Origin of the sequence: Bartonella sp. ML69XJBT (assembly GCF_028618515.1) — a bacterium.
GTDB lineage: Bacteria > Pseudomonadota > Alphaproteobacteria > Rhizobiales > Rhizobiaceae > Bartonella.
In genome coordinates, this window is sequence record NZ_JAQITB010000010.1 from 21,698 (window position 1) to 46,722 (window position 25,025).

At 38.2% G+C, this 25,025-nt stretch carries 21 protein-coding genes and 1 pseudogene; 18 read left to right on the plus strand and 4 right to left on the minus strand.

Annotated features, from left to right (window positions below; all coding sequences use genetic code 11):
- The first annotated feature begins 230 nt into the window (after nucleotides 1-230).
- The 4 genes and pseudogenes from PVV68_RS04825 to PVV68_RS04840 all read left to right on the plus strand — a co-directional run bounded on the left by PVV68_RS04825 (nucleotide 231) and on the right by PVV68_RS04840 (nucleotide 5,787).
- Nucleotides 231-2,726, plus strand: a pseudogene (locus PVV68_RS04825) (DUF6990 domain-containing protein).
- 33 nt (nucleotides 2,727-2,759) lie between these two features.
- On the plus strand, nucleotides 2,760-3,110 hold the full coding sequence (locus tag PVV68_RS04830) for an HNH/ENDO VII family nuclease (RefSeq protein WP_273720814.1): 351 nt from the start codon (nucleotides 2,760-2,762) through the stop codon (nucleotides 3,108-3,110).
- 260 nt (nucleotides 3,111-3,370) lie between these two features.
- Complete coding sequence (locus PVV68_RS04835; protein ID WP_273720815.1) at nucleotides 3,371-3,832, plus strand: SMI1/KNR4 family protein; 462 nt, start codon at nucleotides 3,371-3,373, stop codon at nucleotides 3,830-3,832.
- 1,094 nt (nucleotides 3,833-4,926) lie between these two features.
- The gene (locus tag PVV68_RS04840) at nucleotides 4,927-5,787 is read left to right on the plus strand and encodes a squalene/phytoene synthase family protein (protein WP_273720816.1); all 861 of its coding nucleotides are present in this window, start codon (nucleotides 4,927-4,929) and stop codon (nucleotides 5,785-5,787) included.
- Nucleotides 5,788-6,518: 731 nt separating this feature from the next.
- On the opposite strand, the gene PVV68_RS04845 is transcribed toward PVV68_RS04840, so the two are convergent.
- A complete protein-coding gene (locus PVV68_RS04845; protein ID WP_273720817.1) occupies nucleotides 6,519-8,408 on the minus strand; it encodes a peptidyl-prolyl cis-trans isomerase in 1,890 nt (629 codons plus the stop codon).
- A 153-nt stretch (nucleotides 8,409-8,561) separates the two neighbouring features.
- Here PVV68_RS04845 and tpiA point away from each other — a divergent pair, with 153 nt between their 5' ends.
- The 14 genes from tpiA to PVV68_RS04915 all read left to right on the plus strand — a co-directional run bounded on the left by tpiA (nucleotide 8,562) and on the right by PVV68_RS04915 (nucleotide 22,714).
- Complete coding sequence (tpiA, locus tag PVV68_RS04850; RefSeq protein WP_273720818.1) at nucleotides 8,562-9,326, plus strand: triose-phosphate isomerase; 765 nt, start codon at nucleotides 8,562-8,564, stop codon at nucleotides 9,324-9,326.
- Nucleotides 9,327-9,407: 81 nt separating this feature from the next.
- Complete coding sequence (secG, locus tag PVV68_RS04855) at nucleotides 9,408-9,860, plus strand: preprotein translocase subunit SecG (RefSeq protein ID WP_273720819.1); 453 nt, start codon at nucleotides 9,408-9,410, stop codon at nucleotides 9,858-9,860.
- 127 nt (nucleotides 9,861-9,987) lie between these two features.
- Complete coding sequence (locus tag PVV68_RS04860) at nucleotides 9,988-11,616, plus strand: CTP synthase (protein ID WP_273720820.1); 1,629 nt, start codon at nucleotides 9,988-9,990, stop codon at nucleotides 11,614-11,616.
- Between the two features lie 36 nt (nucleotides 11,617-11,652).
- Nucleotides 11,653-12,498, plus strand: a complete 846-nt coding sequence (gene kdsA, locus PVV68_RS04865) for a 3-deoxy-8-phosphooctulonate synthase (protein ID WP_273720821.1) — start codon at nucleotides 11,653-11,655, stop codon at nucleotides 12,496-12,498.
- Between the two features lie 77 nt (nucleotides 12,499-12,575).
- Nucleotides 12,576-13,844: a phosphopyruvate hydratase gene (gene eno, locus PVV68_RS04870; protein ID WP_273720822.1), complete on the plus strand. Its 1,269-nt coding sequence runs from the start codon at nucleotides 12,576-12,578 to the stop codon at nucleotides 13,842-13,844.
- A gap of 96 nt (nucleotides 13,845-13,940) precedes the next feature.
- A complete protein-coding gene (locus PVV68_RS04875) occupies nucleotides 13,941-14,348 on the plus strand; it encodes a TM2 domain-containing protein (protein ID WP_273720823.1) in 408 nt (135 codons plus the stop codon).
- A 390-nt stretch (nucleotides 14,349-14,738) separates the two neighbouring features.
- Entirely contained in the window at nucleotides 14,739-15,146 is a 408-nt protein-coding gene (locus PVV68_RS04880) for an NINE protein (protein WP_273720824.1), read from the plus strand.
- A 162-nt stretch (nucleotides 15,147-15,308) separates the two neighbouring features.
- Nucleotides 15,309-15,620: a septum formation initiator family protein gene (locus PVV68_RS04885; RefSeq protein ID WP_273720825.1), complete on the plus strand. Its 312-nt coding sequence runs from the start codon at nucleotides 15,309-15,311 to the stop codon at nucleotides 15,618-15,620.
- Between the two features lie 147 nt (nucleotides 15,621-15,767).
- Nucleotides 15,768-16,808, plus strand: coding sequence for a pyruvate dehydrogenase (acetyl-transferring) E1 component subunit alpha (gene pdhA / locus PVV68_RS04890; protein ID WP_273720826.1), 1,041 nt, complete (start codon nucleotides 15,768-15,770; stop codon nucleotides 16,806-16,808).
- 16 nt (nucleotides 16,809-16,824) lie between these two features.
- Nucleotides 16,825-18,192 (plus strand): pyruvate dehydrogenase complex E1 component subunit beta, encoded by a 1,368-nt coding sequence (locus PVV68_RS04895; protein WP_273720827.1) that lies wholly within the window; start codon nucleotides 16,825-16,827, stop codon nucleotides 18,190-18,192.
- A gap of 14 nt (nucleotides 18,193-18,206) precedes the next feature.
- Nucleotides 18,207-19,529 carry a pyruvate dehydrogenase complex dihydrolipoamide acetyltransferase gene (locus PVV68_RS04900; protein WP_273720828.1) on the plus strand — a complete coding sequence of 441 codons (1,323 nt, stop codon included), beginning with the start codon at nucleotides 18,207-18,209 and terminating at the stop codon, nucleotides 19,527-19,529.
- A 222-nt stretch (nucleotides 19,530-19,751) separates the two neighbouring features.
- On the plus strand, nucleotides 19,752-21,212 hold the full coding sequence (lpdA, locus tag PVV68_RS04905; protein WP_273720829.1) for a dihydrolipoyl dehydrogenase: 1,461 nt from the start codon (nucleotides 19,752-19,754) through the stop codon (nucleotides 21,210-21,212).
- Nucleotides 21,213-21,287: 75 nt separating this feature from the next.
- Nucleotides 21,288-22,250 (plus strand): lipoyl synthase, encoded by a 963-nt coding sequence (gene lipA / locus PVV68_RS04910; RefSeq protein ID WP_273720830.1) that lies wholly within the window; start codon nucleotides 21,288-21,290, stop codon nucleotides 22,248-22,250.
- 2 nt (nucleotides 22,251-22,252) lie between these two features.
- The gene (locus PVV68_RS04915; protein WP_273720831.1) at nucleotides 22,253-22,714 is read left to right on the plus strand and encodes a type II toxin-antitoxin system RatA family toxin; all 462 of its coding nucleotides are present in this window, start codon (nucleotides 22,253-22,255) and stop codon (nucleotides 22,712-22,714) included.
- A gap of 92 nt (nucleotides 22,715-22,806) precedes the next feature.
- On the opposite strand, the gene PVV68_RS04920 is transcribed toward PVV68_RS04915, so the two are convergent.
- Genes PVV68_RS04920 through rirA form a run of 3 tightly spaced genes read right to left on the minus strand, consistent with a single transcriptional unit; the run spans nucleotide 22,807 to nucleotide 24,954 of the window.
- On the minus strand, nucleotides 22,807-23,295 hold the full coding sequence (locus tag PVV68_RS04920; protein ID WP_273720832.1) for a CinA family protein: 489 nt from the start codon (nucleotides 23,293-23,295) through the stop codon (nucleotides 22,807-22,809).
- The gene (locus PVV68_RS04925) at nucleotides 23,292-24,491 is read right to left on the minus strand and encodes a bifunctional 2-C-methyl-D-erythritol 4-phosphate cytidylyltransferase/2-C-methyl-D-erythritol 2,4-cyclodiphosphate synthase (protein WP_273720833.1); all 1,200 of its coding nucleotides are present in this window, start codon (nucleotides 24,489-24,491) and stop codon (nucleotides 23,292-23,294) included. The genes PVV68_RS04920 and PVV68_RS04925 overlap by 4 nt, the downstream gene beginning before the upstream one ends.
- Before the next feature lie 16 nt (nucleotides 24,492-24,507).
- A complete protein-coding gene (rirA, locus tag PVV68_RS04930; protein ID WP_273720834.1) occupies nucleotides 24,508-24,954 on the minus strand; it encodes an iron-responsive transcriptional regulator RirA in 447 nt (148 codons plus the stop codon).
- Between the last annotated feature and the right edge of the window lie 71 nt (nucleotides 24,955-25,025).

Sequence of the window (25,025 nt, forward strand, 5' to 3'; positions counted from 1 at the left end):
GAATCCTCCCATTCCGCAACTGATACCTTTTTACAAGCGTTTTTGGAAAAAAATATGGAGGAGATGACATTGGTAGTGAGGAAATCTCTAGTTTTTCTAGCGATCCCCTTTATTATTGCAAGTAATTTTTATGAGTTTTTATGTAAAAGGATTAAGGAAAATGTGGGCGAAGATTCATGAAAACCTATACCTCAGATGATGTTGCACAATTAGTTGATAAGTGAACAATGATGCAAACCAAAGATGCAACAGAAATTTTAAAAAGACTAGGCTGGGAGCTCCATCGCGATGAAGTGGGGGATACATTTGCTTATTATTATCTCTCCGATCGTATTGTGCATATCCTTTATGATATTGTAAATTACGGCGAGAATGGGGGAAAGTTTCGGTTGTCTGTTAATCTCACCACTGCTGCTTATTGTCTTGGCTGGGAATATGATAATGGCGAAAAATCGCAATATAAAAATACATTAATTTCCGCAAAAGATGACTTTGATATTAAAGCTTCAGATCTTTCTCTTGTAGCAAAGGCTTTGCTTGGTGATATAGAGGCTTTAAAGAGTTCTGAGGATATATCTCAGTTGTATGTACCAGAATTTTCTGATTACAGCACAATGACGAGGTATGATCGCCTCCTTCTTTTTGCTCAAGCCTATAAAAATGGAGAATTGGACGATATTCTCGCACGCAAAAAGTTCAATCAGCGCTTGATGAATCTTACTGCAGCAAGCCGCATTCTCAAAACGCAAGGGTGGTTTTCTATGGAGCCTGGAAAATGTGGCTCTCTTTGCCGGATCGTTTTATTAAGTTAGTTTTTGGCTTTGTACATCTCCATGATCAGTACAGTGTCCATCTTGAATCTGAAATCTGAAATATCTAACGAAGAGATTTCTTTGGCTTGCTGGTATATTCATTTTCATGGACAATGTAATCTTGTAGGTCCTACGGATATTTATCAGTCTTTTAATACACTTGGAGGGAATAGTATTCTTGATAAAGGGATTGATATTTGTGTGGAGACATTAAACGAGCAAGAGTTGACAAAAATCTCTGAACGGATAATACAATGGGCACGTGCCCAAGATTTACAAGCATCGATAGAAAGTAAAACACTTGTTCAAAAGTATAGCTACAATATAGATATAGTTTGGCATTTGGCTTGTTTAGCATTAACTGGTAAGATTGATGTGCTGAAATCTTATCAATTTTTTTTAGAAGTAGGTACGATTTCTGAATATTTAGAAAGCAATATTGTAAAAAAGTCTGTTAAGTACGCTGTTGAATTTGCTGAAAAACATCTAAAAATCCTTCATGAGCGAGAAACAACAGAAGCACGTCTTGCTCCACAAGTTTTGATTACTTTCAATAAAGTTGCAGAGCAATTAAAACAAATGGGGTGGACAGTTTATCGTGATAAAAACTACAATCGCAATGCTTATTTCATAAGTAAAGACCGTATTATTAATATAGTGTACGAGCTTAATAAAGAAGGAGAAACACCGCTTGTTTTTTCTACAGCTTATCGGCATATATTTCCTAGTAGACCTCAATATATAAGCCCTCAAAGAAGCAGAAGAAGTTTATACAGTTTCTAGTACTGAATTGGACGAAGGCAAACTGAAGGAGATTTGTGCAGATATTCTTGAGTGAGCAGATCGGCAAAATGTTAATCAAATCATCTATGATTATGCCGCTGTGTCTCCAGATAGTGAATATGATTTTGCACAGTTTCACCTTATTGCGCTTATTCTGATTGGGGATGTTGAAAAGCTGAAATCTTACAAGGAGAGTTTTAGAAAGGGAAATCCTTTAGGCTTTGTGAAAGGTATCACGAAATATACAATCAACAACGCTCTTAGTCTTGCACGGGGTTATCGAACGGTTTTTCCCAAAAACACTCCGATTTTAAGCTTGGATCCACAAACAACATCTATTGCTTCCAAAACAGCATCTGTTGAGGCGACAGAGGAGGTAGAAGAAACGGATGATAAAGATGCTTCATTGACCATGGAAAGTGCTCATGCACTTTTAAAAAACCTAGGCTGGTCAACTGAGAAAATCGATGAGAATGATCATATAGCAAGCTATCAATTGGCTGATCGTGAAGTCCAAATACTTTATAACGATGAAATTGCCAAAGATTGTCCACAATTTGATAGTGCCTTTTTGATTAGCACGGGTATTCTTTCTGTTGCTTGCAAATTCATTTATCCTACACATACAGAAGATTTCCCAGCTATACAGCTTAATTTTGAAGCCAAGGGACTGGATTTTTTGAACCAGAAGTCACTGCAGATCGTTTAACACAGGCGCTTGATGATGCGCTAGAATGGGCAGTAAGCGCTATTGATCTTTCTGGAAGGCTTCGCTGTGATTATGGTCGAGATTCTTGGCAACAGGATGCAACGTCTAAAGCAGACAATCCGGATTATGCTTTGCTTCATCTTGGTGCCCTTGCTTTATTGGGTGATGTTGAAACTTTGCATTCTTATCAGCAAAGTTTTGCAGCAGGAGATCATTTAGGCTTTAGCGAAAGCATCCAACAGCTTCATCTTAAACGGGCTATCGCTTTAGCCAAGGAAGTAGCAAAGGTGAAGCAAGTGAGCTACGCTTTGATTGAACAGGTGACAGAAAAGCTTGATGATCAACAAGAGGTTATCAGCAAGAAGCAACCCAGCTCTTGGAGGGAGAAGTTATTAAATCTATTGAGAACAAGGAATACATGATTATTGTGAAAAAAGCGAAGGGGATTATAAATTATGAAATGGCTAAAGAAAAAAGAGTATGGGTTTGCTGAGCCTGTGGAATTTCAAGGTATAAAGGTTTATCAGGCAGATAATCTGTTTGAGCCTGAAACAGTTTCTTCTTGGAAAGAAAAAGGACAGGTAGTAGCAGGCACAAACCTAGAAAGAATGACATCAGGAAGAGCTCCTATTGGTATCGATTATCGGCCTATCATGTTCCATCCTATGACAGACGAACAAGATGGCCCTATAGCTGAGATTCTCTACTCATTTTATCAAAACAAGAGTTTTGTTACCCATATGAAGCCAAAGACCAATTTTATCAAAAAAGCTATTTGTTGGATTTCAAAAAAAAATCCTAAGTAGGAAAAAAGTGATTATTGCAAATATTGAAGTGATGCCACGAAAAAGCTCTCTCTAAGCTTGAAGGATCATCCCTTAAGTTACATCATATATTGTAAATGCAAGATGATCTTACAGCCACAGTTTAGAAAAGAATTTTATCAAGAAAATATTCCTTATATTCTATCAATGTAAACCCAATTCCATTGGCTATGTAGACCAATATTGATCAGTTGAAACACTATTATTAGCGAAAACACACTGTGACTTATGGAGGAAAATTTATGAAAAATTATATGTTATCAGATGTTGTACAATATATTGATACGTATAATCATGTTATTAATTTTGGCACTAAAGAGAATGCGCCTGATGATGTACGGATTAAAACAGCTGAGAAAACTCTCGATTTACAATTTACCTCTTCTTACAAGAGTTTTTTAAAAAATTATGGAGGAGGAGAAATTGGAGGTGAAGAAATATTCAGTATTTATGAAATCTGTGCTGGTATTCCTGCGGGTGATATTGTATACCGAAATTTGCTTGATAGACGAGATGGCTTTACGAATCCCAAACAGCTTGTTATCAGCACAACTGATTTTGGTGAGACATTCTATTTTGATTATTCTCAATTTCGGGATGGTGAATGTCCACTCTATTTCAGGTTTCCATCTGAAACTCCGCAGTATTATGCAAGTAATTTTCATGAATTCCTCTGTAAAAGAATTAAGGTTCATGCGAGCTGATTTTCTTTGTATGGTGTTTTTAGTTTCAAGGTGGAGGCGCTTAGTGGTTATTTTTCCTCGTTTTTAAAAGTGTTAACATTGCTCTATTTTAAAATAAACTAAACAACATAAAAAAGAATGCATTGTGGCTTTAGAACAAAAATTAGCAAAGTATTATGTCAAAACTATACCTCTGTTATACACAAAGAAACAATATGATAAGATTTGATATTGATCAAAGACAAATATCCTATGATGAGACAGAAATATTGGAGGAAAGAAAGAGTATAATCAAAAAGAGGAATCTATTGGAAGCAATTGATACAGAAGATGGTATCAGTAACATAGAATAGAATATATGGGAATGAAAGCTAGAGAAAGGCATGCGCTTTGGTTGATGAAAAGAGGAAAATAACCAATAGAAAAAAAGCTTTGAAAAGTTTTTTATCTGTCTCTTATGAAATCTGCTCCATTACTATTGAAATTGGAGAGTCTATGGGAGGGGGCAACAGCTTTTCTTCAATCAATGAGATTTCATAACATACGCTGTTTTTTCATATTTTTACCTTATGTATGTGCATCATGCTTGAATAACCTATAACGAATAAGTATTGCTTATCAAATGCCTAATTTTTAAAACAGCGCACCAATATTTTCAAATATTTCGTTTAGTTCCTTTATAGTTTTACACGTAATGCGATGAGATATTTGGACATTGAAAGACCAAAATCCTTCATCCCTTATATGTAAAGATATCATAGGAATAAAATCTTGAGGCGATGAACGCATGCCCTCTAAAGTGATTTTTATTTGCGCGCTCATTTCATTAGAAACATGGGTATAAAGGGATAAACTTGCATGATTATTTTCCCATGAATGAATATTCATTCTCAAGTGTCGGCATTGTAGAGTAAGTCAACTTTTAAAAGATAAAAAGACTTTATGTGTTTGGGTAAGCAAAAAATACCCATAAAAGGAATCTTAATTCATATAGATTTATAGAGGTATATTTGAAGAATTTATTCTTCTTGTTGTGTTTTCTCATCTATCGTTTTTTTATATGAATAAAAATAGGGTATTAATTGTTAAAAAAGGAAGTTAAGAAGTGTCATAGAATGATAGATTCTCTTTCTTATTATCTTGATATTTTACGTGCTACAGATCGTGATCGCTATATATCGGTTTTATTTGCGCCTAAAAAAAAGCGCAGAGCATTAGCTGCTCTTTATGCTTTTAATGTAGAAGTTTCTCGTATTCGTGAAATCGTACACGATCCGCTTATCGGTGAGATACGGTTACGTTGGTGGTATGATTCTATTGCTCATGGTGAAATACAAAAGAGTAACAATAATCCGATTTTGGATGATTTGCTTGCTGCAATGGCTCTTTTTGATTTACCTAAAACAGCTTTTTTACGGTACTGTAATGCGCAGATTTTGGATCTTTATCACAATCCTATAGAGACTCTTCATGATCTTAAATTCTATTGGGGTGAAACCGCGAGTATCCTTTTACAGCTTTCTTGTCAGATATTAGCTCCTAATAGAACACAAGATTTTACAGATGCTTGTGAACATGGAGGAATTGCACAAGGATTAAGTGGTGTGTTGCGCCTTTTATCATTTATGCAATCACGATATCATTATTACTTACCTGCTGATGTGCTAAAGGCTGTAGGAGTGGAGAGGAGAGATTTAGAGTCTCATCGTGTCAGTAACGAACAGGAATACCATATTATTGAAGCTATGGTAGCGTTATCGCGAGATCATTATACAAAGTTTTATGAGCGTTCTAATGCGTTGCCTAGAATGCTTAAACCAGCATTTCTTCCATTGGCAATTATACCAGCATCTCTTCAAAGAGCGCAGCAGTTGGGAGCAGCAGTTTTTCAAGAAAGCGCAACTTTGCCGTTGATTTGGCGCTATTGGATAATAACATGGGCAGCGATAAGCGGTAATTTTCCAAAGATATCATAGAGGGAAAAGGAGTATTATTCAAAACCAAGAGAAAGAATAAATCTATTGAAGGTCACTGTATATTATGAATGTAAATCCTTCTTGATTATCCGGATTTATTATCTGGAAAATACTGCTCATGCGTTGATGAGGATTTTCTTCAAACAGTGAAAATTGGATTTATGAAGTTGAAGATATCGTGTGTTTCTTTTGCTATTTATTCATTTTGTTGGGTGCTCTCTATCGGTAGAGGATATAAAAAATATAAAATATAAGCTCAAATTTATAAAATACGTTAGTTGATTTTCTTGCTGTTTGAGAAAAGCTCCTTCAAAATGGGCATTGGAGAGGAAGATTTTGCTACTCAACAGTGAAATGTATAGCTGATATCTCATTTTCCAATGAAGTACAATTTGGGGGATAAGACAATATAATAAGCTCTATAGAAAAATCTGTTATTGGAGAGAAATATAGCACGCAAAACTATAAGGCTATAAACTATTATCGTTTGTTATGAGGACATTCAGAGAGCGGTTTATACGGGTTGAATTCTTTCTTAATATAAAGAACGCCATATTCAAAATCATCCCCACCACTTTCTGTAAACGCACAGGTCCACAGAAAAGCTTATATTTTTACAGATATTATTCGTTCTGACACTACAGAGAAAGAAGTCTATCTTATTTTCTTACATATAGAAGGAACTCTGATTACCTTTTTATCCCTTAAAAGCATCAATGATTCACTGTATTTTATTGGAGAGTATTGAAGATTTGCTGATAATTAGTGCTATTAATTTCCAGAGGATGTTCTTTATTAGCAATTTGCAGCATTCCTAGCTTTAGATCTTCTCTTGTCATCATATCTATATTGGCACGAATATGAGGAGAGAGAGCATCAGGAGACGTATCTTGAGGCATAGTTACGGTCTTTATTTGATACACAATACGATTTGTTATAACTGGACCTTTTACGATGCCATAATGACCTTTTGGAGCAGAAAATAATGCTTTAATACCTTCAACTCCAAAAGTTTCAGATGAATCTTGGCGTCGTAGAGCTTGTGTTGTTTGTGTTATGAGACCAAGTGTATGAGCAAGAGAAATAAGACTTTTTCCTTCCGTGAGTTGTTTGAGAGCATTTTGAGCTTTTTCATCAAGAAGGCGTTGAATTTCTTCACTTTTCCATTGAGATAGAACATCTTTCTTAGCTTCTTCAAGTGTTCTATCGCGAGCGGGGATAACTTTATCTACCTTATACCAGAGATAGCCATCTGTTTGCAAAGAAAGAGGATCAAGATCGACTCCTTCATTTGCTTGATAAATGGCATTCAGTACAATGTCTTTTTGGGGTAAATCCGTGATTATTGTACCTTCAATTGTTTTTCCTGTTTTATCAAGAGTGATTGTCCGAAGAGATAATTTATATTGGTCAGCAAGTTCTTTAAGAGAAGCGCCTTCAAAACGAGCATTTTCGATTGCTGTATAATTATTACGTATGATATCCACAGCACGACTTTGGGCAAGTGTTTGTCGAATATTTTCTTCTACCTTTTCAAAGGGAAGAGAGGCTGAAGGTTCAATATGTATAACGCGAACGATAACAGGGCCTTGTAAATCATTAATTACAGCACTGATTTGTCCTTGCTTGAGTTCAAAGATTTCAGATGCAAGATGATTAGGAAGCTCGCTTTCTGTGAGAGGTCCTTTTTGTATATCACTAAGAGTTTTGTTTTCCGTTTTAACTAACGCTTCAAAACTCAATCCATCGGCTATTTTTTTTGCTGCATTATCAGCAGCCTCGCGTGTAGAGAATCGCAATTCTTCAATGGTGCGTTTTTCAGGAATCATAAAACGTGAGGTATTTTGGGTGTAATAAGCTTTAGTTTCATCTAGGGAAATATCCTCAGGTTTTACAATATCAGCGGACGTCATAGATAACAAAGAAACAGTACGGTATTCAGGAGCACGAAATTCATTTTTATGCGTTTCAAACCACCTTTGCAATGTTTCCTGATCAGGATCAGAATTTTTTTCCTTTTCTTTTAAATCAATAACGAGATAATCAGCAATACGGGTTTCTCCTTGATAAAGAGCAAGGGCTTTGTAAAAGAGGTTTGGTGCCTTCATTCCAGATAACGAAGCTGCAATGAGTTGGTTACGCTTTTCTTTTTGGGTATAATAGTCAAGGAAATTACTTTCGCTGATATGTAAATGTTGAAGATAGTTACGAAACAAATTTTGATCAAAAACACCATTTGTTTGAAACATATTATCAGCACTAAGAATACGAGCTATTGCATCTTTTGAAAGACTAATTTTCATTTTACGCACCTGTTCATCAAACAGTATATCGTGTTGTAATTGATTGAAAACAAAAGCTGGAATTTTATATTGCTGCATTTCATTTGGTGTGAACATTCGTCCAAGATGAGATGTAAACGCTAAACGCGCGCTTTGATCGACCAGTGCAAGACGATAATCATCAACAGTTATTGTGGATTTTCCAGAAGTAATAAGGTCTCTTTCACTCTTGGTGTGTAACTGTGGGATTCCCCATAAAAGGATGAAACATAAGAGTAAAATAGTAAGGAAAATTTTAAAAACCCAAGAATTTGCAGCATTTCTTAAGACGTCAAGCATTGTTCAATTCCATTTTTAGCATGCATTATTATCAAAGCAGTGATGGAATTTGCAATAAAGAAATAAAAGATGCAAGCTTAAAGACTTGCTTTCGTTTTATAATTTGGTACCTAAAGATAAACAATGTATCGTGATAGTTTTTGAGGTGAAAATATGTCTCCAAATATTCGGCCTTTTATCGCTGGAAATTGGAAAATGAATGGAACCGGTGAATCACTTGGAGAATTGCGTGCCATTGCTGCGGGCGTGAGTTCTGATTTAGGCCGTTTATTTGAAGCGCTTATTTGTGTTCCAGCAACACTTTTATCACGTGCTTTTGATACATTGGGCGGTGAAAATCTTCTTCTAGGGGGGCAAAATTGTCATTTTGATGATCATGGACCTTATACTGGAGATATTTCGGCTTTTATGCTTAAGGAAGCCGGAGCAAGTCATGTCATTATTGGGCATTCAGAACGCCGCACAATTTATCAAGAAAGTGATGCAATTGTTTGTGCGAAAGTGCAAGCGGCGTGGCGAGCAGGTCTCGTTGCTCTTGTTTGTATTGGTGAAACATTAGAAGAGCGTAAAAGTAATAAAGTGTACGATGTGCTTACGCACCAGCTTGCAGGATCTTTACCAGACGATGCAACAGCAGAGAATACTATTATAGCTTATGAGCCTATATGGGCTATAGGTACAGGCAATACAGCTAGTGTAGCAGATGTTACAAGAGTTCATGATTTTATTCGTGATGAGATGCGTTCTCGTTTTGGGGGTGAAGGGGACAAGATGCGTCTGCTTTATGGTGGATCAGTAAAACCATCTAATGCATTTGAGCTTTTGAGTATTGCTCATGTTAATGGCGCTCTGATAGGTGGAGCAAGCTTAAAAGCAAGTGATTTTTTAACTATTTGCGATGTTTATCGTAAATTATAAGAGAGGAATCTTGGTTTCCCCTTGGATTATGCGTTATTTACGTGTAAAGAGCCATGGAGAGTTATTTGAAGAGCAAGGTTTATGCAAACAGTACTTATTATTATCCATTTTTTGGTCGTTATTCTTTTGGTTGGTATCATATTAATTCAACCTTCAGAAGGAGGTGGGCTTACTGCAAATAGTGGTTCTGGGTTAATGAGAACACGTGGCTCTAAGAATCCGTTAACGCGTTTGACTGCTATTTTGGCATGTTGTTTTTTTGTGGTATCCATTGGGCTTACCGTAGTGGGTAATATATCGAATTCTAGTTCTGACATTCTCAAGCGTATTCCGGCGAATTTAGAACAGAACTCTACAAATAAAGAAACGCCAGAAGCATCATCATCAGATAGTAAGCCTCAACCTTCTATTCTTGAGCAGCTAGGAGGTGTTTCGGTTCCACCTCAAGAGCAAAAACAGCCTACAAATTCTACAACAGAAAATCCGCTACCACCGGCCCTTGAAACTCCAATTCCGGATAATGGTACAAAATAGTTTTTTCACAAGAGAATAGATTTTTAAAAAGGTGTTTTTGCACCTTTTTTATTTTAGAGAAGAAAACAGTTTATTTTTGCATTTTTTGCTGGAAAAATCATTCTAAACGGCTTATCACCATAAGCCCATGGCACGTTATATTTTTATTACTGGTGGTGTGGTTTCTTCTCTTGGAAAGGGCATCGCTGCAGCGGCATTGGCAGCACTATTACAAGCGCGTGGGTACCGTGTAAGGCTTCGCAAACTTGATCCTTATTTAAATGTTGATCCAGGGACGATGTCGCCTTATCAACATGGTGAGGTGTTTGTGACCGATGATGGTGCAGAAACGGATCTTGATCTTGGTCATTATGAGCGTTTTACCGGACGTTCTGCAAATAACCAAGATAATATTACAACAGGACGTATTTATCGGAATATCATTGAACGAGAACGACGTGGTGATTATTTAGGGGCAACCGTTCAGGTTATTCCCCATGTTACTGATGAAATTAAGAAGTTTATTACTACTGGAAACGAAGAATTTGACTTTGTTTTGTGTGAAATAGGTGGAACGGTTGGTGACATTGAAGCGATGCCTTTTTTAGAAGCGATTCGTCAACTTCACAATGAATTACCACGCCATAATGTTGTTTATGTGCATCTTACCTTAATGCCTTATATTTCGTCAGCTGGTGAATTAAAAACCAAGCCAACACAACATTCTGTCAAAGAATTACAATCAATTGGTATTGCCCCCAATATTTTATTGGTGCGTGCAGACCGGCCTATTCCAGAAACAGAGCGAAGTAAATTATCACTTTTTTGTAATGTTCGCCAGAATGCCGTTATTCAGGCATTAGATATGCCAACGATTTATGATGTTCCCATAGCATATCATAAGGAAGGGCTAGATTCGGAAGTTCTTTCTGCTTTTGGAATAGAACCGGCACCTAAGCCCAAAATGGAGTGCTGGGAAGATATTACACATCGAATTCATCATCCCGAAGGGGAAGTGACAATTGCTGTTGTTGGCAAATATATCGGATTGAAGGATGCTTATAAATCCCTTACCGAAGCGATTGCCCATGGTGGTTTAGCCAATAAAGTAAAAGTTAATATTGAATGGATTGATGCGGAGCTTTTTGAAAAGGAAGATCCTACATCCACTTTATACAAAGTGCATGGGATTTTGGTTCCTGGTGCTTTTGGAGCACGTGGAGCAGAAGGAAAAATGCGAGCAATTCAATTTGCGCGGGAGCATAAAGTTCCATTTTTCGGCATTTGTTTTGGCATGCAATTGGCTTGTATAGAAGCTGCACGCAATATTGCACAGATTGAGAATGCTTCATCAAGTGAATTGTGTGAAACCAAAAATCCGGTTGTTGGTTTGATGCGGGAATGGCTCAAAGGGGATGTTTTTGAGAAACGTACACAATATGGAGACCTTGGTGGGACAATGCGTCTTGGTGCTTTTGCTGCTGAATTAAAAGAAAAGAGCCATATTGCCCAAATTTATGGGATGACAAGGGTTTATGAGCGACATCGTCATCGTTATGAGGTCAATATTGATTATAAAGATAAACTAGAACAGTGTGGTTTAATTTTTTCTGGTATGTCTCCCGATGGTATTTTGCCAGAGGCGGTAGAATATACAGATCATCCATGGTTTATTGGTGTTCAATATCATCCAGAATTAAAATCACGTCCATTTGATCCACATCCACTTTTTTCTTCTTTTATTGAAGCAGCTGTAGAACAAAGTCGATTAGTTTAGTTGATAAATGAAGTTATTTGCTTTTTGAGGGATAAAATGTCTGAACAAAATGCCCCAAATGCTCTTGTGAAAGTTGGAAATGTTGTTTTTTCAAATGAAGCACCTTTTTCATTGATTGCGGGACCATGTCAGATAGAAAGTAGAGATCACGCTTTTGAAATGGCTGGTCGGATCAAGACAATTACCGATCAAGTTGGTATGAGATTTGTTTATAAATCAAGTTACGATAAAGCCAACAGGACATCTTTAGATGCGGCACGTGGTATTGGTCTTGAAAAAGCAATGGCTATTTTTGCTGATTTGAAGAAGGAATTTGGTTGTCCGATCTTGACGGATGTGCATACAGAAGAGCAATGCACGATGATTGCTTCCACAGTAGATATTTTGCAAATCCCTGCTTTTTTATGTCGTCAAACAGATCTTTTGGTAGCAGCAGCCAAAACGGGACGTGTTATCAATATTAAGAAAGGTCAGTTTTTAGCGCCGTGGGATATGAAGAATGTCTTAAGAAAGGTCACACAAAGCGGTAATCCGAATGTTATGCTTTGTGAGAGAGGAACTTCATTTGGTTATAACAGGCTTATTTCTGATATGCGTTCATTACCTATTTTACGTTCATTTGGTGCTCCTGTTATCTTTGATGCAACGCATTCTGTTCAAGAGCCAGGTGGTCAAGGCGATTCATCTGGTGGACAGCGTCAATTTGTTGGAGTTTTGGCGCGTGCAGCTGTTTCGATTGGGGTCGCAGGTCTTTTTTTAGAAACACATCAAGATCCCGATAATGCTCCTTCTGATGGACCGAATATGGTTAAAATTGATCAGTTGCAAAGATTGCTTGAGACTTTAATGGAATTTGATTATTTATCCAAAAGGATTAATTGAATATACAATTATAGGGGATATTGCATCATTATGGTGTTAAAAATAAATCGAGGGTTTTGTTGGATAAGGAAAAACACATGGCTATAATTGTTGATATCATTGGACGTGAAATACTTGATAGCCGAGGTAATCCAACGGTAGAAGTTGATGTTCATTTGGAAGATGGCGCTTTTGGCCGTGCTCTTGTTCCCTCTGGTGCATCAACAGGAGCTCATGAAGCTATTGAGCTTCGTGATGGTGGTATGCGTTATCAAGGAAAGGGTGTTGAAAAAGCAGTTTCTGCAATAAATGGCGAAATTCTTGAAGAGCTTGGCGGGCGAGATGCAAGAGATCAAATTGCCATTGATCAAGCGATGATTGCCTTGGATGGCACACCCAATAAAGCACGTCTAGGTGCGAATGCACTTCTGGGTGTTTCATTGGCTGTTGCAAAAGCGGCAGCAAATTCATTAAGTCTGCCTTTATATCGTTATATTGGTGGTGTACAAGCGCATGTTCTTCCCACACCTATGATGAATATTATTAATGGTGGTGTTCATGCTGATAACCCGATTGATTTTCAAGAATTTATGATTATTCCTATAGGAGCGCCGACAGTGAAAGAAGCTGTCCGCTATGGCGCTGAAATTTTCCATACGTTAAAAAAACGTTTAAAAGATGCAGGTCATAATACCAATGTTGGTGATGAAGGTGGTTTTGCACCGCAATTTAAAGGTGCAGAACAGGCAATTGATTTCATTATGGAATCTATTATAGCGTGTGGATATCAGCCAGGTGAGCAGATTGCTCTTGGTTTAGATTGTGCTTCAACCGAATTTTATAAAAATGGTTCGTATTTTTATAAAGGTGAGGGTAAATGTCGTGATGTGGGAGAACAAGTCGATTATTTAGCGCGACTTGTTGAAACTTATCCCATTATTACGATTGAGGACGGGATGGCTGAGGATGATTGGGAAGGTTGGAAGTTACTTACAAATTCGATTGGTAAAAAATGCCAGCTTGTTGGTGATGATTTGTTTGTAACAAATTCCGCACGTTTGCGTGATGGTATCAAAATGGGAGCAGCCAATTCCATTCTTATCAAAGTAAATCAGATTGGCACGTTGAGTGAAACGCTTGATGCTGTAGAAACAGCGCATAAAGCAGGTTACCGTGCCATTATATCTCATCGTTCAGGTGAAACGGAAGATTCTTTTATTGCAGATCTTGCTGTTGCAACGAATTGTGGGCAGATTAAAACGGGTTCGCTTGCACGCTCAGATAGATTAGCAAAATATAATCAGCTCATTCGTATTGAAGAAATGCTAGGCAATCAGGCATGTTATGCTGGTTGTTTGCGCCGTTGATCGTGGTGATCATAACATTTTAAATAATGAATATCATTGGGATTGTAAGTTTAATTGTAGGAGATAGGGGGGCAAAGATTTTATAGGTGTTAAAAGATGAGAGGTATAATTATCAGTCAAGATCAGGGAACTTATCTCGTTTCTGGAGATGATGGTAGGCGTTATCAATTTGCGACTTGGGATTGGCTAGGAAAAAATCCACCACGGATAGGTGATAGCGTTGATTTTGTGTGTGAAGGCGATAATGTTAATTCTGTTTTTCCATTGTTACAACAAGATTCAGAGCCTTCAAAGCCAATGTTAGCACTCATTTGTTGGTTCTCTGGTGTATTTGGTGTTCATCGTTTTATGGTTGGTAAAATGAAAACTGGTGCTTTAATGCTTATTCTCTCTTTAACACTTTTTGGCTTGATGGTTACAGGAATTTGGGCAATTGTTGACTTTGTAGTCATTACGGGGGGAAAGTTTACTGACAAAGATGGCAAGCAAATTACACGTTGGTAGAAATTTTACATTACAAATAAAATATAAAAAGTAAATAATATTATTTACTTTTTTACAGTAAATGTATTAAATATGTAATAAAAAGCTCTGATGTGTATAGTTGTTAAGATATTAAAAAATTATGCACAATTGATTTAACAGTATAAAGAAAGACTGTACCTATTTTATTATGAATAAAATAGGTACACAAATCGTTCGTGTATTTTGTATTACTCGTTTATAGCGGTGGGAAATTTAAGATCATTGGGGGGAATTTTAAGCTATTTCACTATCTATTTATTCTGGTGAGTACGGCTTGTATTCATGCCATAAAGCACATCAACAGTTTATCAAGAGAGCAAAAACTTATTTTATAAATAACAGTACGTAACAATTTTAGAGGTGGTAGAAATGAGAGGTAGAATTATTGGTCAGGATCAAAGTGTTTATCTCGTTTTGGGTGATGATGGTAAACGCTATCAATTCTCGAGTTGGGATTGGTTAGGAAAAAATCCACCCAAAGTGGGTGATGCCGTTGATTTTGTGTGTGAAGGGGATAGCATTAAATCTGTTGTTCCTCTTTTGGGGCAACAACCGTCAGAACAACCACAAGCGATAGTGGCGATTGTTTGTTGGTTTTTTGGTTTATTGGGAATTCACCGCTTTATGGTTGGTAAAGTTGGAACGGGTGTTTTAATGCTTATTCTATCTTTATCAGTTATTGGGTTAACTGTGACTTTGATTTGGCGCGTTATTGATCTTGTATTTATTTTGACAGGGAAATTTACTGACAAAGATGGGAATAGAGTCACAAATTAGTAAAAAGCGTATATTAATATAAAAATAGTTAATATGGCATGGCGATTTAGCATGTAATAACAAATTATTTGCATATGTAGATTTGGTAATGAGGTATTAATTAAAATTATGCATAGTTGAGCAAATGTTAAGAGAATTATGTTGTAAAGACTGTGCTATTATATGTGGACAAAGCAAAAACGCAGATCGATTAAAGTACGCTTTGTGCTCCCAATTATGACAGTGGGTGTTTTAAGCTATTTCAGTTATCACATTTACCATGGTGAATATGGGTTGTATTCACGCAGTGAAGTTAATCAGCGTATTGTTGAATTAGAAGAGGAACTTTATCAGGTAGAATCTGAACGGTTATCCATTGAAAAGCGTATTGCTCTTTTACGCAATGGGCACATTGAGAGAGATATGTTGGATGAATATATTCGGAAGAATTTGAATTTCTCTAAGGCAAATGAGTTAACAATTCTAACGCCTTGAAAATGATATTAAAAGTCGATGAAAGATCACTCAATTTTTAAAAATATTTTAAAACAACTACCGGTGAGAGCATTTAAGCTGATGGATAATGCTTGTAACTTTTGTTCGTAACGGTTATTCCTAAACAATCATAAAAGGGAGTTTAGTATGGCAGAAAAATCTAAAAAAGGTTCTGCATCGGTGGTGCACACTGCATTATCAAACACCACAAAGAGAGCACCAATAGCGCATTTTACAAAAAAAGAAGAAATTGATGCTTATCGTGAGATGCTTTTAATTCGTCGCTTTGAAGAAAAGGCGGGGCAGCTTTATGGTATGGGTTTTATTGGTGGATTTTGTCATCTCTATATTGGGCAAGAAGCTGTTGTTATTGGAACATTGCAGGCAGCAAAAGAAGGTGATCAGGTTATTACCTCTTACCGTGATCATGGCCATATGTTGGCGGTTGGTATGAGCCCACGTGGTGTCATGGCAGAATTAACGGGGCGTCGGGGTGGCTTTTCTAAGGGCAAAGGGGGCTCGATGCATATGTTTTCAAAAGAAAAGAATTTTTATGGTGGGCATGGCATTGTTGGTGCACAAGTCCCAATTGGCTCTGGGTTGGCATTTTCGAATCAGTACCTTGGTAAAGACAATGTGGCATTGGTGTATTTTGGTGATGGTGCTGCCAATCAAGGACAGGTTTACGAAAGTTTTAATATGGCTTCGCTTTGGAAGCTTCCTGTTATTTATATTATTGAAAATAATCAATATGCTATGGGAACGTCTGTTGCACGAGCATCGGCCGAGACTGATTTTTCTCGTCGTGGTCTTTCCTTTGAAATTCCAGGTTTTGTTGTTGACGGTATGGATGTTCGGGCAGTAAAAGGAGCTGCTGATGAAGCAATTTCTTGGGCACGCTCAGGCAAAGGGCCAATCATTCTTGATATGCAGACTTATCGTTATCGTGGTCACTCCATGTCTGATCCAGCAAAATATCGCTCAAAAGAAGAAGTTCAGAAAATAAAAGAGGAACACGATCCCATTGATCAAGTAAAGAATCGGATTCTTGAACAAGGCTTTGCAAGTGAAGACGATTTAAAATCTATTGATAAAGAGGTCCGTGCAATTGTTGCGGATGCAACAGATTTTGCACAGCATGATCAAGAGCCAGATGCTTCTGAGCTCTATACTGATGTTTTAGTTTGATGCGAGGGAAGCGAATATGTCTATTGATATTTTGATGCCAGCGCTTTCACCAACGATGGAAGAAGGTAAATTGTCTAAATGGCTCAAGAAAGAAGGCGATAAAGTGAGCTCTGGTGACATCATTGCTGAAATTGAAACAGATAAAGCCATGATGGAAGTAGAGGCTGTTGATGAAGGTATTCTTGGTAAAATTTGTGTGCCTGAAGGTTCTGAAGGTGTGAAGGTTAACACCGTTATTGCAGTATTGTTGGAAGAAGGTGAAACGGTTGAAGGCATTTCACAAACGACCGATTCTCTAAGTATGCATCAAAAAACTGGGAACGCTTCTTTTTCTTCATCAGTGCTACAACCTCCTATTTTGGATACACTTCCTGATTTTGATATTCCAGCGGGGACACAAATGGTTACAATGACGGTGCGCGAAGCGCTTAATCAAGCTATGGCTGAAGAAATGCGACGTGATGAAAAGGTTTTTCTCATGGGGGAAGAGGTCGCACAATATCAAGGAGCTTATAAGGTTAGCCAAGGGCTATTGGAAGAATTTGGTGCACGCCGGGTTATTGATACACCAATTACAGAACATGGTTTTGCAGGATTGGCTGTTGGTGCTGCTTTTGGGGGATTGCGTCCCATTGTCGAGTTTATGACATTTAATTTTGCCATGCAGGCTATTGATCAAATTATTAACTCTGCAGCAAAAACCCGTTACATGTCTGGTGGACAAATGACTGCTCCTATGGTTTTTCGAGGTCCCAATGGGGCGGCTGCACGTGTTGGTGCCCAGCATTCTCAGTGCTACGCTGCTTGGTATAGTCATGTGCCAGGACTTAAAGTTGTTATGCCTTATAGTGCTGGCGATGCAAAAGGTTTGCTAAAAGCTGCTATTCGTGATGACAATCCTGTTATTTTCCTTGAAAATGAGATTTTGTATGGTCATCAATTTGATGTGCCTCAAATAGATGATTTTGTTCTACCTATCGGGAAAGCGCGTATTCATAAATCTGGACAAGATGTTACGATTGTTGCCTGTGGGATTGGTATGCATTATGCGATTCAAGCGTTGCCAGAAATTGAAAAACTTGGCATTGATGTTGAATTAATTGATTTACGAACCATTCGTCCAATGGATCTTCCAACAATTATTTCGTCAGTCAAGAAGACAGGTCGCTTGGTAACCATTGAGGAGGGATATCCTCAGTCATCTGTTGGAACAGAAATAGCAACGCGTGTTATGCAGCAGGCTTTTGATTATCTTGATGCGCCAATTGCTACCATTTCTGGTAAAGATGTTCCGATGCCCTATGCTGCTAATCTTGAAAAGTTGGCTTTACCGAGCACTTCTGAAATTGTTGAAGCCGTTAAGGCTGTAACTTATAGAACATAACGGAGGAAAGCACTATGCCCATTAAAATTACCATGCCTGCGCTTTCTCCAACAATGGAAGAAGGAAATTTATCAAAATGGAATGTTAAGGTAGGCGATAAAGTTTCTTCTGGTGATGTTATTGCTGAAATTGAGACAGATAAGGCAACAATGGAAGTAGAGGCCGTTGATGAGGGGACGGTTGCTCAACTTGTTGTTCCTTCTGGAACGCAAGGCGTTAAAGTAAATAGTTTAATTATGATTTTAGCAGCAGAAGGTGAAGACTTAGCCGAAGCAGCAAAAGCAGAAGAAAACTCTTCTGCTTTTGCCATGAGAGAAACAGAGGATGCAAAACAGATAGCTTCAAAGACAACACAAGCTTCTCATGTGTCATCGGTTCAGCAAGTCATACAGCAGGATAAAAAGGATATACGTTTTTTTGCTTCCCCCTTGGCTCGGCGGTTAGCAGCTCAAGCTGGTCTCGATTTATCACTTGTTTCTGGTAGCGGCCCCCACGGGCGTATTATCAAGCGCGATGTAGAAAAAGCTATGAGTGGTGGTATTTTAACGACGCCTTCATCACAAACTGGTCCTTTGGTAGTGGCAGGTTCTTCTGACGAACAGATACTAACACTCTTCAAAGAGGATGAATATACATTCACATCTCATAATAATATGCGTAAAATAATCGCTAAACGTTTGGTCGAATCAAAACAAACAGTACCACATTTCTATGTGACGGTGGATTGTGAGCTCGATGCATTATTGGAACTGCGTGCGCAATTAAATGCTGCTGCACCAATAGTTAAGACGCAAGAGGGGGCGAAGCCCGCTTATAAGCTGTCCGTTAATGATATGGTTATTAAAGCTGTAGCACTTTCTTTAAAAGCTTTGCCCGATGCGAATGTTTCTTGGCTGGAAGGTGGAATACTCTATCACAAACACTGTGATGTTGGGGTAGCTGTTTCTGTTCCGGAGGGATTAATTACCCCAATTGTCCGCCATGCAGAGGAAAAGTCTTTATCGATTATTTCTAACGAGATGAAAGATTTTGCAAAGCGTGCACGTGAGCGCAAGTTAAAAATGGAAGAATATCAAGGGGGCACGACAGCTGTGTCAAATATGGGGATGTATGGTGTGAAAAGTTTTTCTGCTATTCTTAACCCACCGCATGCGACAATTTTTGCTGTTGGTGTAGGTGAACAACGTGCCGTTGTTAAAAATGGTGCATTAGGGATTGCGAGCATCATGTCTGTTACACTTTCCGTTGATCATCGTGCTGTTGATGGTGCACTGGCAGCAGAACTTGCACGGACTTTTAAGAAGATGATTGAAAATCCATTAGCAATGCTCATTTGAGTTTTTAAAAAATGCTTCACGTAAAATGTTTGTATGCGTGATATGTTAATATGGTAAAAGCGGATTTAAAGAGTTTAATTAGAGGTATTGCTGTTGATTTGGCAAAGGCATTTTATGTGAAACTGAGAGTGAAAGACACAAGAGAATTTTGTCATATTATTTTTTTAGTTTTAAGCTCAAAGAGTGTGTATCTGTTTTGTGTATATCCATGGAGGGATTACTGTGGCGAATCTTTATGATGTAATTGTGATTGGATCTGGACCCGGTGGATATGTAACCGCAATTCGTGCGGCACAATGTGGCTTCAAGACTGCGATTGTTGAACGTGAACATCTAGGTGGAATTTGCTTAAACTGGGGATGTATTCCAACAAAGGCGCTTTTGCGTTCAGCAGAAATAAAACATTTTGCTGAGCAGTCAAAAAATTATGGTTTAAATCTTAACGGTTCCATTGAAGCAAATATAAAAGATGTTGTTGCACGGTCACGCGCCGTTTCAGGGCGTTTAAATGCTGGTGTTGGTTTTTTAATGAAGAAAAACAAAATCGATATTATTTGGGGTGAAGCAAAATTTACAAAGGCCGCAAAGGCAAGCCAGCTTGCAGAAATCGTGGTTTCTGCATCATCCAAACCGATTATGCAACCGCAAAATCCAGTACCTAAAGGAACATTAGGAGAAGGGACTTATCAAGCAAAACACATCATTATCGCAACGGGTGCACGTCCTCGGGTGCTTCCTGGTATTGAACCAGATGGAAAGCGCATTTGGACTTATTTTGAAGCGATGATTCCCCATGCAATACCGAAATCACTTTTGGTCATGGGATCTGGGGCAATTGGCATTGAATTTGCTTCTTTTTATCATGATATGGGAGCCGAGGTCACTGTTGTTGAAATGATGCCTAACATCATGCCGGCTGAAGATATCGAAATCTCTGCATTTGCTCGTAAACAGTTAGAGAGAAAAGGTATCCGTATTCTTAGCCAAGCAAAAGTAACAAAGGTTGAAAAAGTTGCCGATTCTCTCATTGCACATATTGATGTGAAAGGTAAGACAGAAATGGTCACAGCGGATCGATTGATTTCAGCTGTTGGAGTTCAGGGTAATATTGAAAATTTGGGGCTGGAAATATTAGGCATAAAAACGGATCGTGGATGCATTGTAACTGATGAATGGAGTTGGACAGGTGTCGAGGGTATCTATGCCATTGGTGATGTCGCTGGTCCACCTATGTTAGCACATAAAGCAGAAGAAGAAGGTGTGATATGCATTGAACGTCTTGCAGGTTTGGAGAATGTTCATCCGCTTGATAAGAGAAAAATTCCAGGCTGTACTTATTGTACACCGCAAGTTGCATCCGTAGGGCTTTCGGAGGCGGCAGCAAAAGAAGCAGGTTATGATATACGAGTTGGTCGTTATTCCTTTTCAGCGAATGGTAAAGCGATTGCTTTGGGTGAAGATCAAGGCTTAGTGAAAACTATTTTTGATAAAAAAACGGGACAGCTTCTTGGTGCCCATATGGTAGGGGCGGAGGTAACAGAACTGATACAAGGTTTTGTTATTGCCATGAATCTGGAAACAACCGAGGAAGAATTGATGCATACTGTCTTTCCGCATCCGACATTATCGGAAATGATGAAAGAAAGTGTATTGGATGCTTATGGTCAAGTTTTAAATGCTTGACGACTGGAGAGCCAATGAAAAATTTGGTGTTTAATTTGCTCATTGGCACTCCATATTGATAAGGCAAAGGCTTAAATGGTTACGGTTGTTGATAGAGTTACGAATAGACGTTTGCGTCATCCTGAGAAGGCACATCGTCCGGATACAAACATTCAAAAAAAACCGGATTGGATTCGTGTAAAAGCGCCAACGTCACAGATCTATAAGGAAACGCATGGTATTGTCCGTGCTCATAAATTAGTAACCGTATGTGAAGAAGCAGGTTGTCCAAATATTGGGGAATGTTGGAGCCAGCGTCATGCCAGCTTTATGATTTTGGGTGAAATATGTACACGGGCATGTGCGTTTTGCAATGTTGCAACAGGTATTCCACTTACTGTTGATGAGAACGAGCCAGAACGTGTAGCAGATGCTGTTGCACGGATGGAATTAAAACACGTTGTTATTACATCGGTTGATCGTGATGATCTTGCTGATGGTGGTGCTGAGCATTTTGCGAAAGTAATTTATGCGATTCGTCGAAAAGCTCCTAAGACAACAATTGAAGTCCTCACACCTGATTTTCGCCATAAGGATGGAGCTTTGGAAATTGTTGTTGCTGCTAAACCTGATGTTTTTAATCATAATTTAGAAACGGTTCCTTCTAAATATTTAAAGGTTCGCCCAGGAGCACGTTATTTTCATTCGATTCGTCTCTTACAACGCGTAAAAGAACTTGACCCGACAATCTTCACAAAATCAGGAATTATGGTTGGACTTGGGGAGGAGCGAAATGAAATTCTTCAATTGATGGATGATTTACGCTCTGCAGATGTTGACTTTATGACAATTGGGCAATATTTGCAGCCTACACGAAAGCATCATCCGGTTATTCGTTTTGTGACTCCTGAAGAATTTGAGTCTTTTGCCAAAATTGGTAAAGTTAAGGGTTTTTTACATATGGCTTCTAATCCTCTGACCCGTTCATCGCATCATGCGGGCGATGATTTTGCGATTTTGCAAAAGGCGCGTGATGAAAAATTTGTCTTACAGAGATAGTTATGCCAACTTTTACAACACATCGGCAGATTGCCCATAGTGCGAGTGAGATGTTTAATCTTGTTTCAGATATTGAACGTTATCCTGAATTTTTACCGATGTGTGAGGCTTTAATAGTTCGCTCTCGCAAAGAATGTGAAGAAAAGACATTGCTTCTTGCTGACATGATCGTTGGTTATAAGGTTATTCGAGAAATTTTCACGACCCAAGTATTTCTTCAACCGAAGAAAAATCTCATAGAGGTTAAATATATTGATGGTCCATTCAAATATCTTGAAAATCGTTGGGCTTTTCATGCTATTGAGAATAGCAATTCGTGTAATGTAGAATTTTTTATTGATTATGAATTTAAAAGCAAAATGCTTAAGCTGATAATGGGCTCAATGTTTGATATTGCTTTTCACAAATTTACCGATGCTTTTGAAATGCGTGCGCATCAAATCTATGGACCTCCTGTCACATGATGTATTGAGTTGGCATTTTTGTATGACAGCTATTGTAAGTTATATACAATAGTCGCGGTAATATAAAATCTGGAAATCAGATAGAGAAAGCTTCATTGGAGAGATTTCAAAATCATTTTCAAAGCATTTTCAACGGTTGCATAACGAATAGCCTTGCGATCAAGCTTACCAAAGCGCATTTCTCTGTGTAGGGTTTTGTGATTTTTGTAAGCAACAGCCAAATGCACAAGCCCCACAGGTTTATCGAGAGATGCTCCTCCTGGTCCTGCAATTCCTGTTACAGCAACGGCAATTCCAGCGTATGAATGTTTTAATCCACCCTCTGCCATTGCAAGAGCAACTTCTTTTGAAACGGCACCATAGTTTTTTATAAGTTGAGCACACACGCCAACAAGGCGTGTTTTTGCTTCATTTGAATAAACAACGAATCCACAATCGAGTACATCGGATGATCCTGCAATATTGGTAAGATTTGCAGCAATGAGCCCTCCAGTGCAAGACTCGACAGTTGCTAAACGCAAACCTTTTTGGCGACAAGCTACAAGAACTTCATATGCTTGTTTTTCACAAAAATATGTCATTTTGGAACTTCTCCTGGATAAAGGACGCTCACTGTTACAAAAGCAGCAATGCCTTCACCGCGACCAATAAATCCGAGCTTTTCATTTGTTGTTGCTTTGATAGAGATTCGATCTGATGAAATTGTGAGCATATTCATAAGATTTTCTACCATTGCATGACGATAGGGGCCAATTTTAGGTTCTTCGGCAATCAAAGTGATATCAACATTAGCAATACGACCACTTGCTTGTTTCACAATATCAAGAGCATGACAGAGAAAAATTTCTGAAGATGCTCCTTTCCATTGAGGATCAGAGGGGGGAAAATAGGTACCGATATCTCCTGCTCCTTGCGTTGCAAGAAGAGCATCTGTTAATGCATGAAGAGCGACATCAGCATCGGAGTGCCCATTTAATTTTTTATGAAAAGGAATTTTTACGCCGCATAATACAAGAGAAGTTCCTTCCTCGAATGCGTGAACATCATAGCCATTGCCAGTCCGGATATCAGGGAATATTTGCATTTTTTTCTGGAGATAGAAATGTGCAGTATCAAAATCTTCGTGCCATGTAATTTTTATGTTGTGAGGATCACCAGGAACAGTACGCATAGGAATCCCACACCATTCGGCGATTGCAGAATCATCAGTGAATTCTTTTTTTCCTGCTTGTCTTGCTTTTTCATGGGCCGTTAAGATGTCTTTGAAGGGAAAACATTGGGGTGTTTGTGCACTGTAAAGATGTCTGCGTGGAATTGTTTCTACAACAGAATGTGCATTATTAACACGTTTAAGGGTATCAGAGACAGCAAGAACGGGAAGAACACCTTCTTGGTGGGTGAGGTTGGTATGGATTTTATCGAGGAGTTGTTTTTCGATAAAGGGGCGTGCACCATCATGAATATGCACATATTGGGGTTTTAATTTTTTAAGTGCATAAAGCCCACGTAAGGTGGATATCTGACGTGTAGCACCTCCTTCAACGATGATGAGCTGTTCTTTAAAATCAGCAATAGCTTGTGCACAGATTTGATGATCTTCAGGATGAATAACGAGGATAAGTGTTGTAATAGCTGGATGCTGTAAAAAACAACGCACAGTATGACAAATAACCGGCTCTTGTCCAAGAAACCGGTATTGTTTTGGAATTTTTTGTGGAGATCCTGCTCTTTTACCGCGTCCAGCGGCTAATATGACTGCTGCAATAGAAATATTCAATCTCCTTTTTATGATTTTAGTTTATTGTTTTATGATCATCAGTTTTAAATTGTTTTTGAAAAGTTGGACGTTTTAGATCCGCAAGAGATATGACTGACAATACATCAAAAAAAGCGTTTAATGCTTTTTGAAGGGCAGTGTTTAAACCACAAAAATCGATCAATGGACAATGAGTTTCTGTCGTATCAAAACATTCTGCCATAGAAAAATTATCTTCTGTTACTTTTACAACATCAGCTACTGAAATTTCTGCTGCGGGTTTAGCCAATTTAACACCACCATTGCGTCCACGCACTGTTTGTACAAAACCTGCTTCAACAAGTGGTTGAAGGATCTTAAATAAAAAAAGCTCAGAAACAGCATAGGCTTTTGCAATTTCTGGAATACGACTGAGAGATCCTTGATTATCTGCACAATACATGAGCATTCGGAGTGCATAATTTGTTTGTTTGGTTAACCGCATTTCATTTCCTCTGTAAACTATCACCGGACGCATTTTATTTTAAAGATATTTTGAAAATGTAGAAGTTTCTT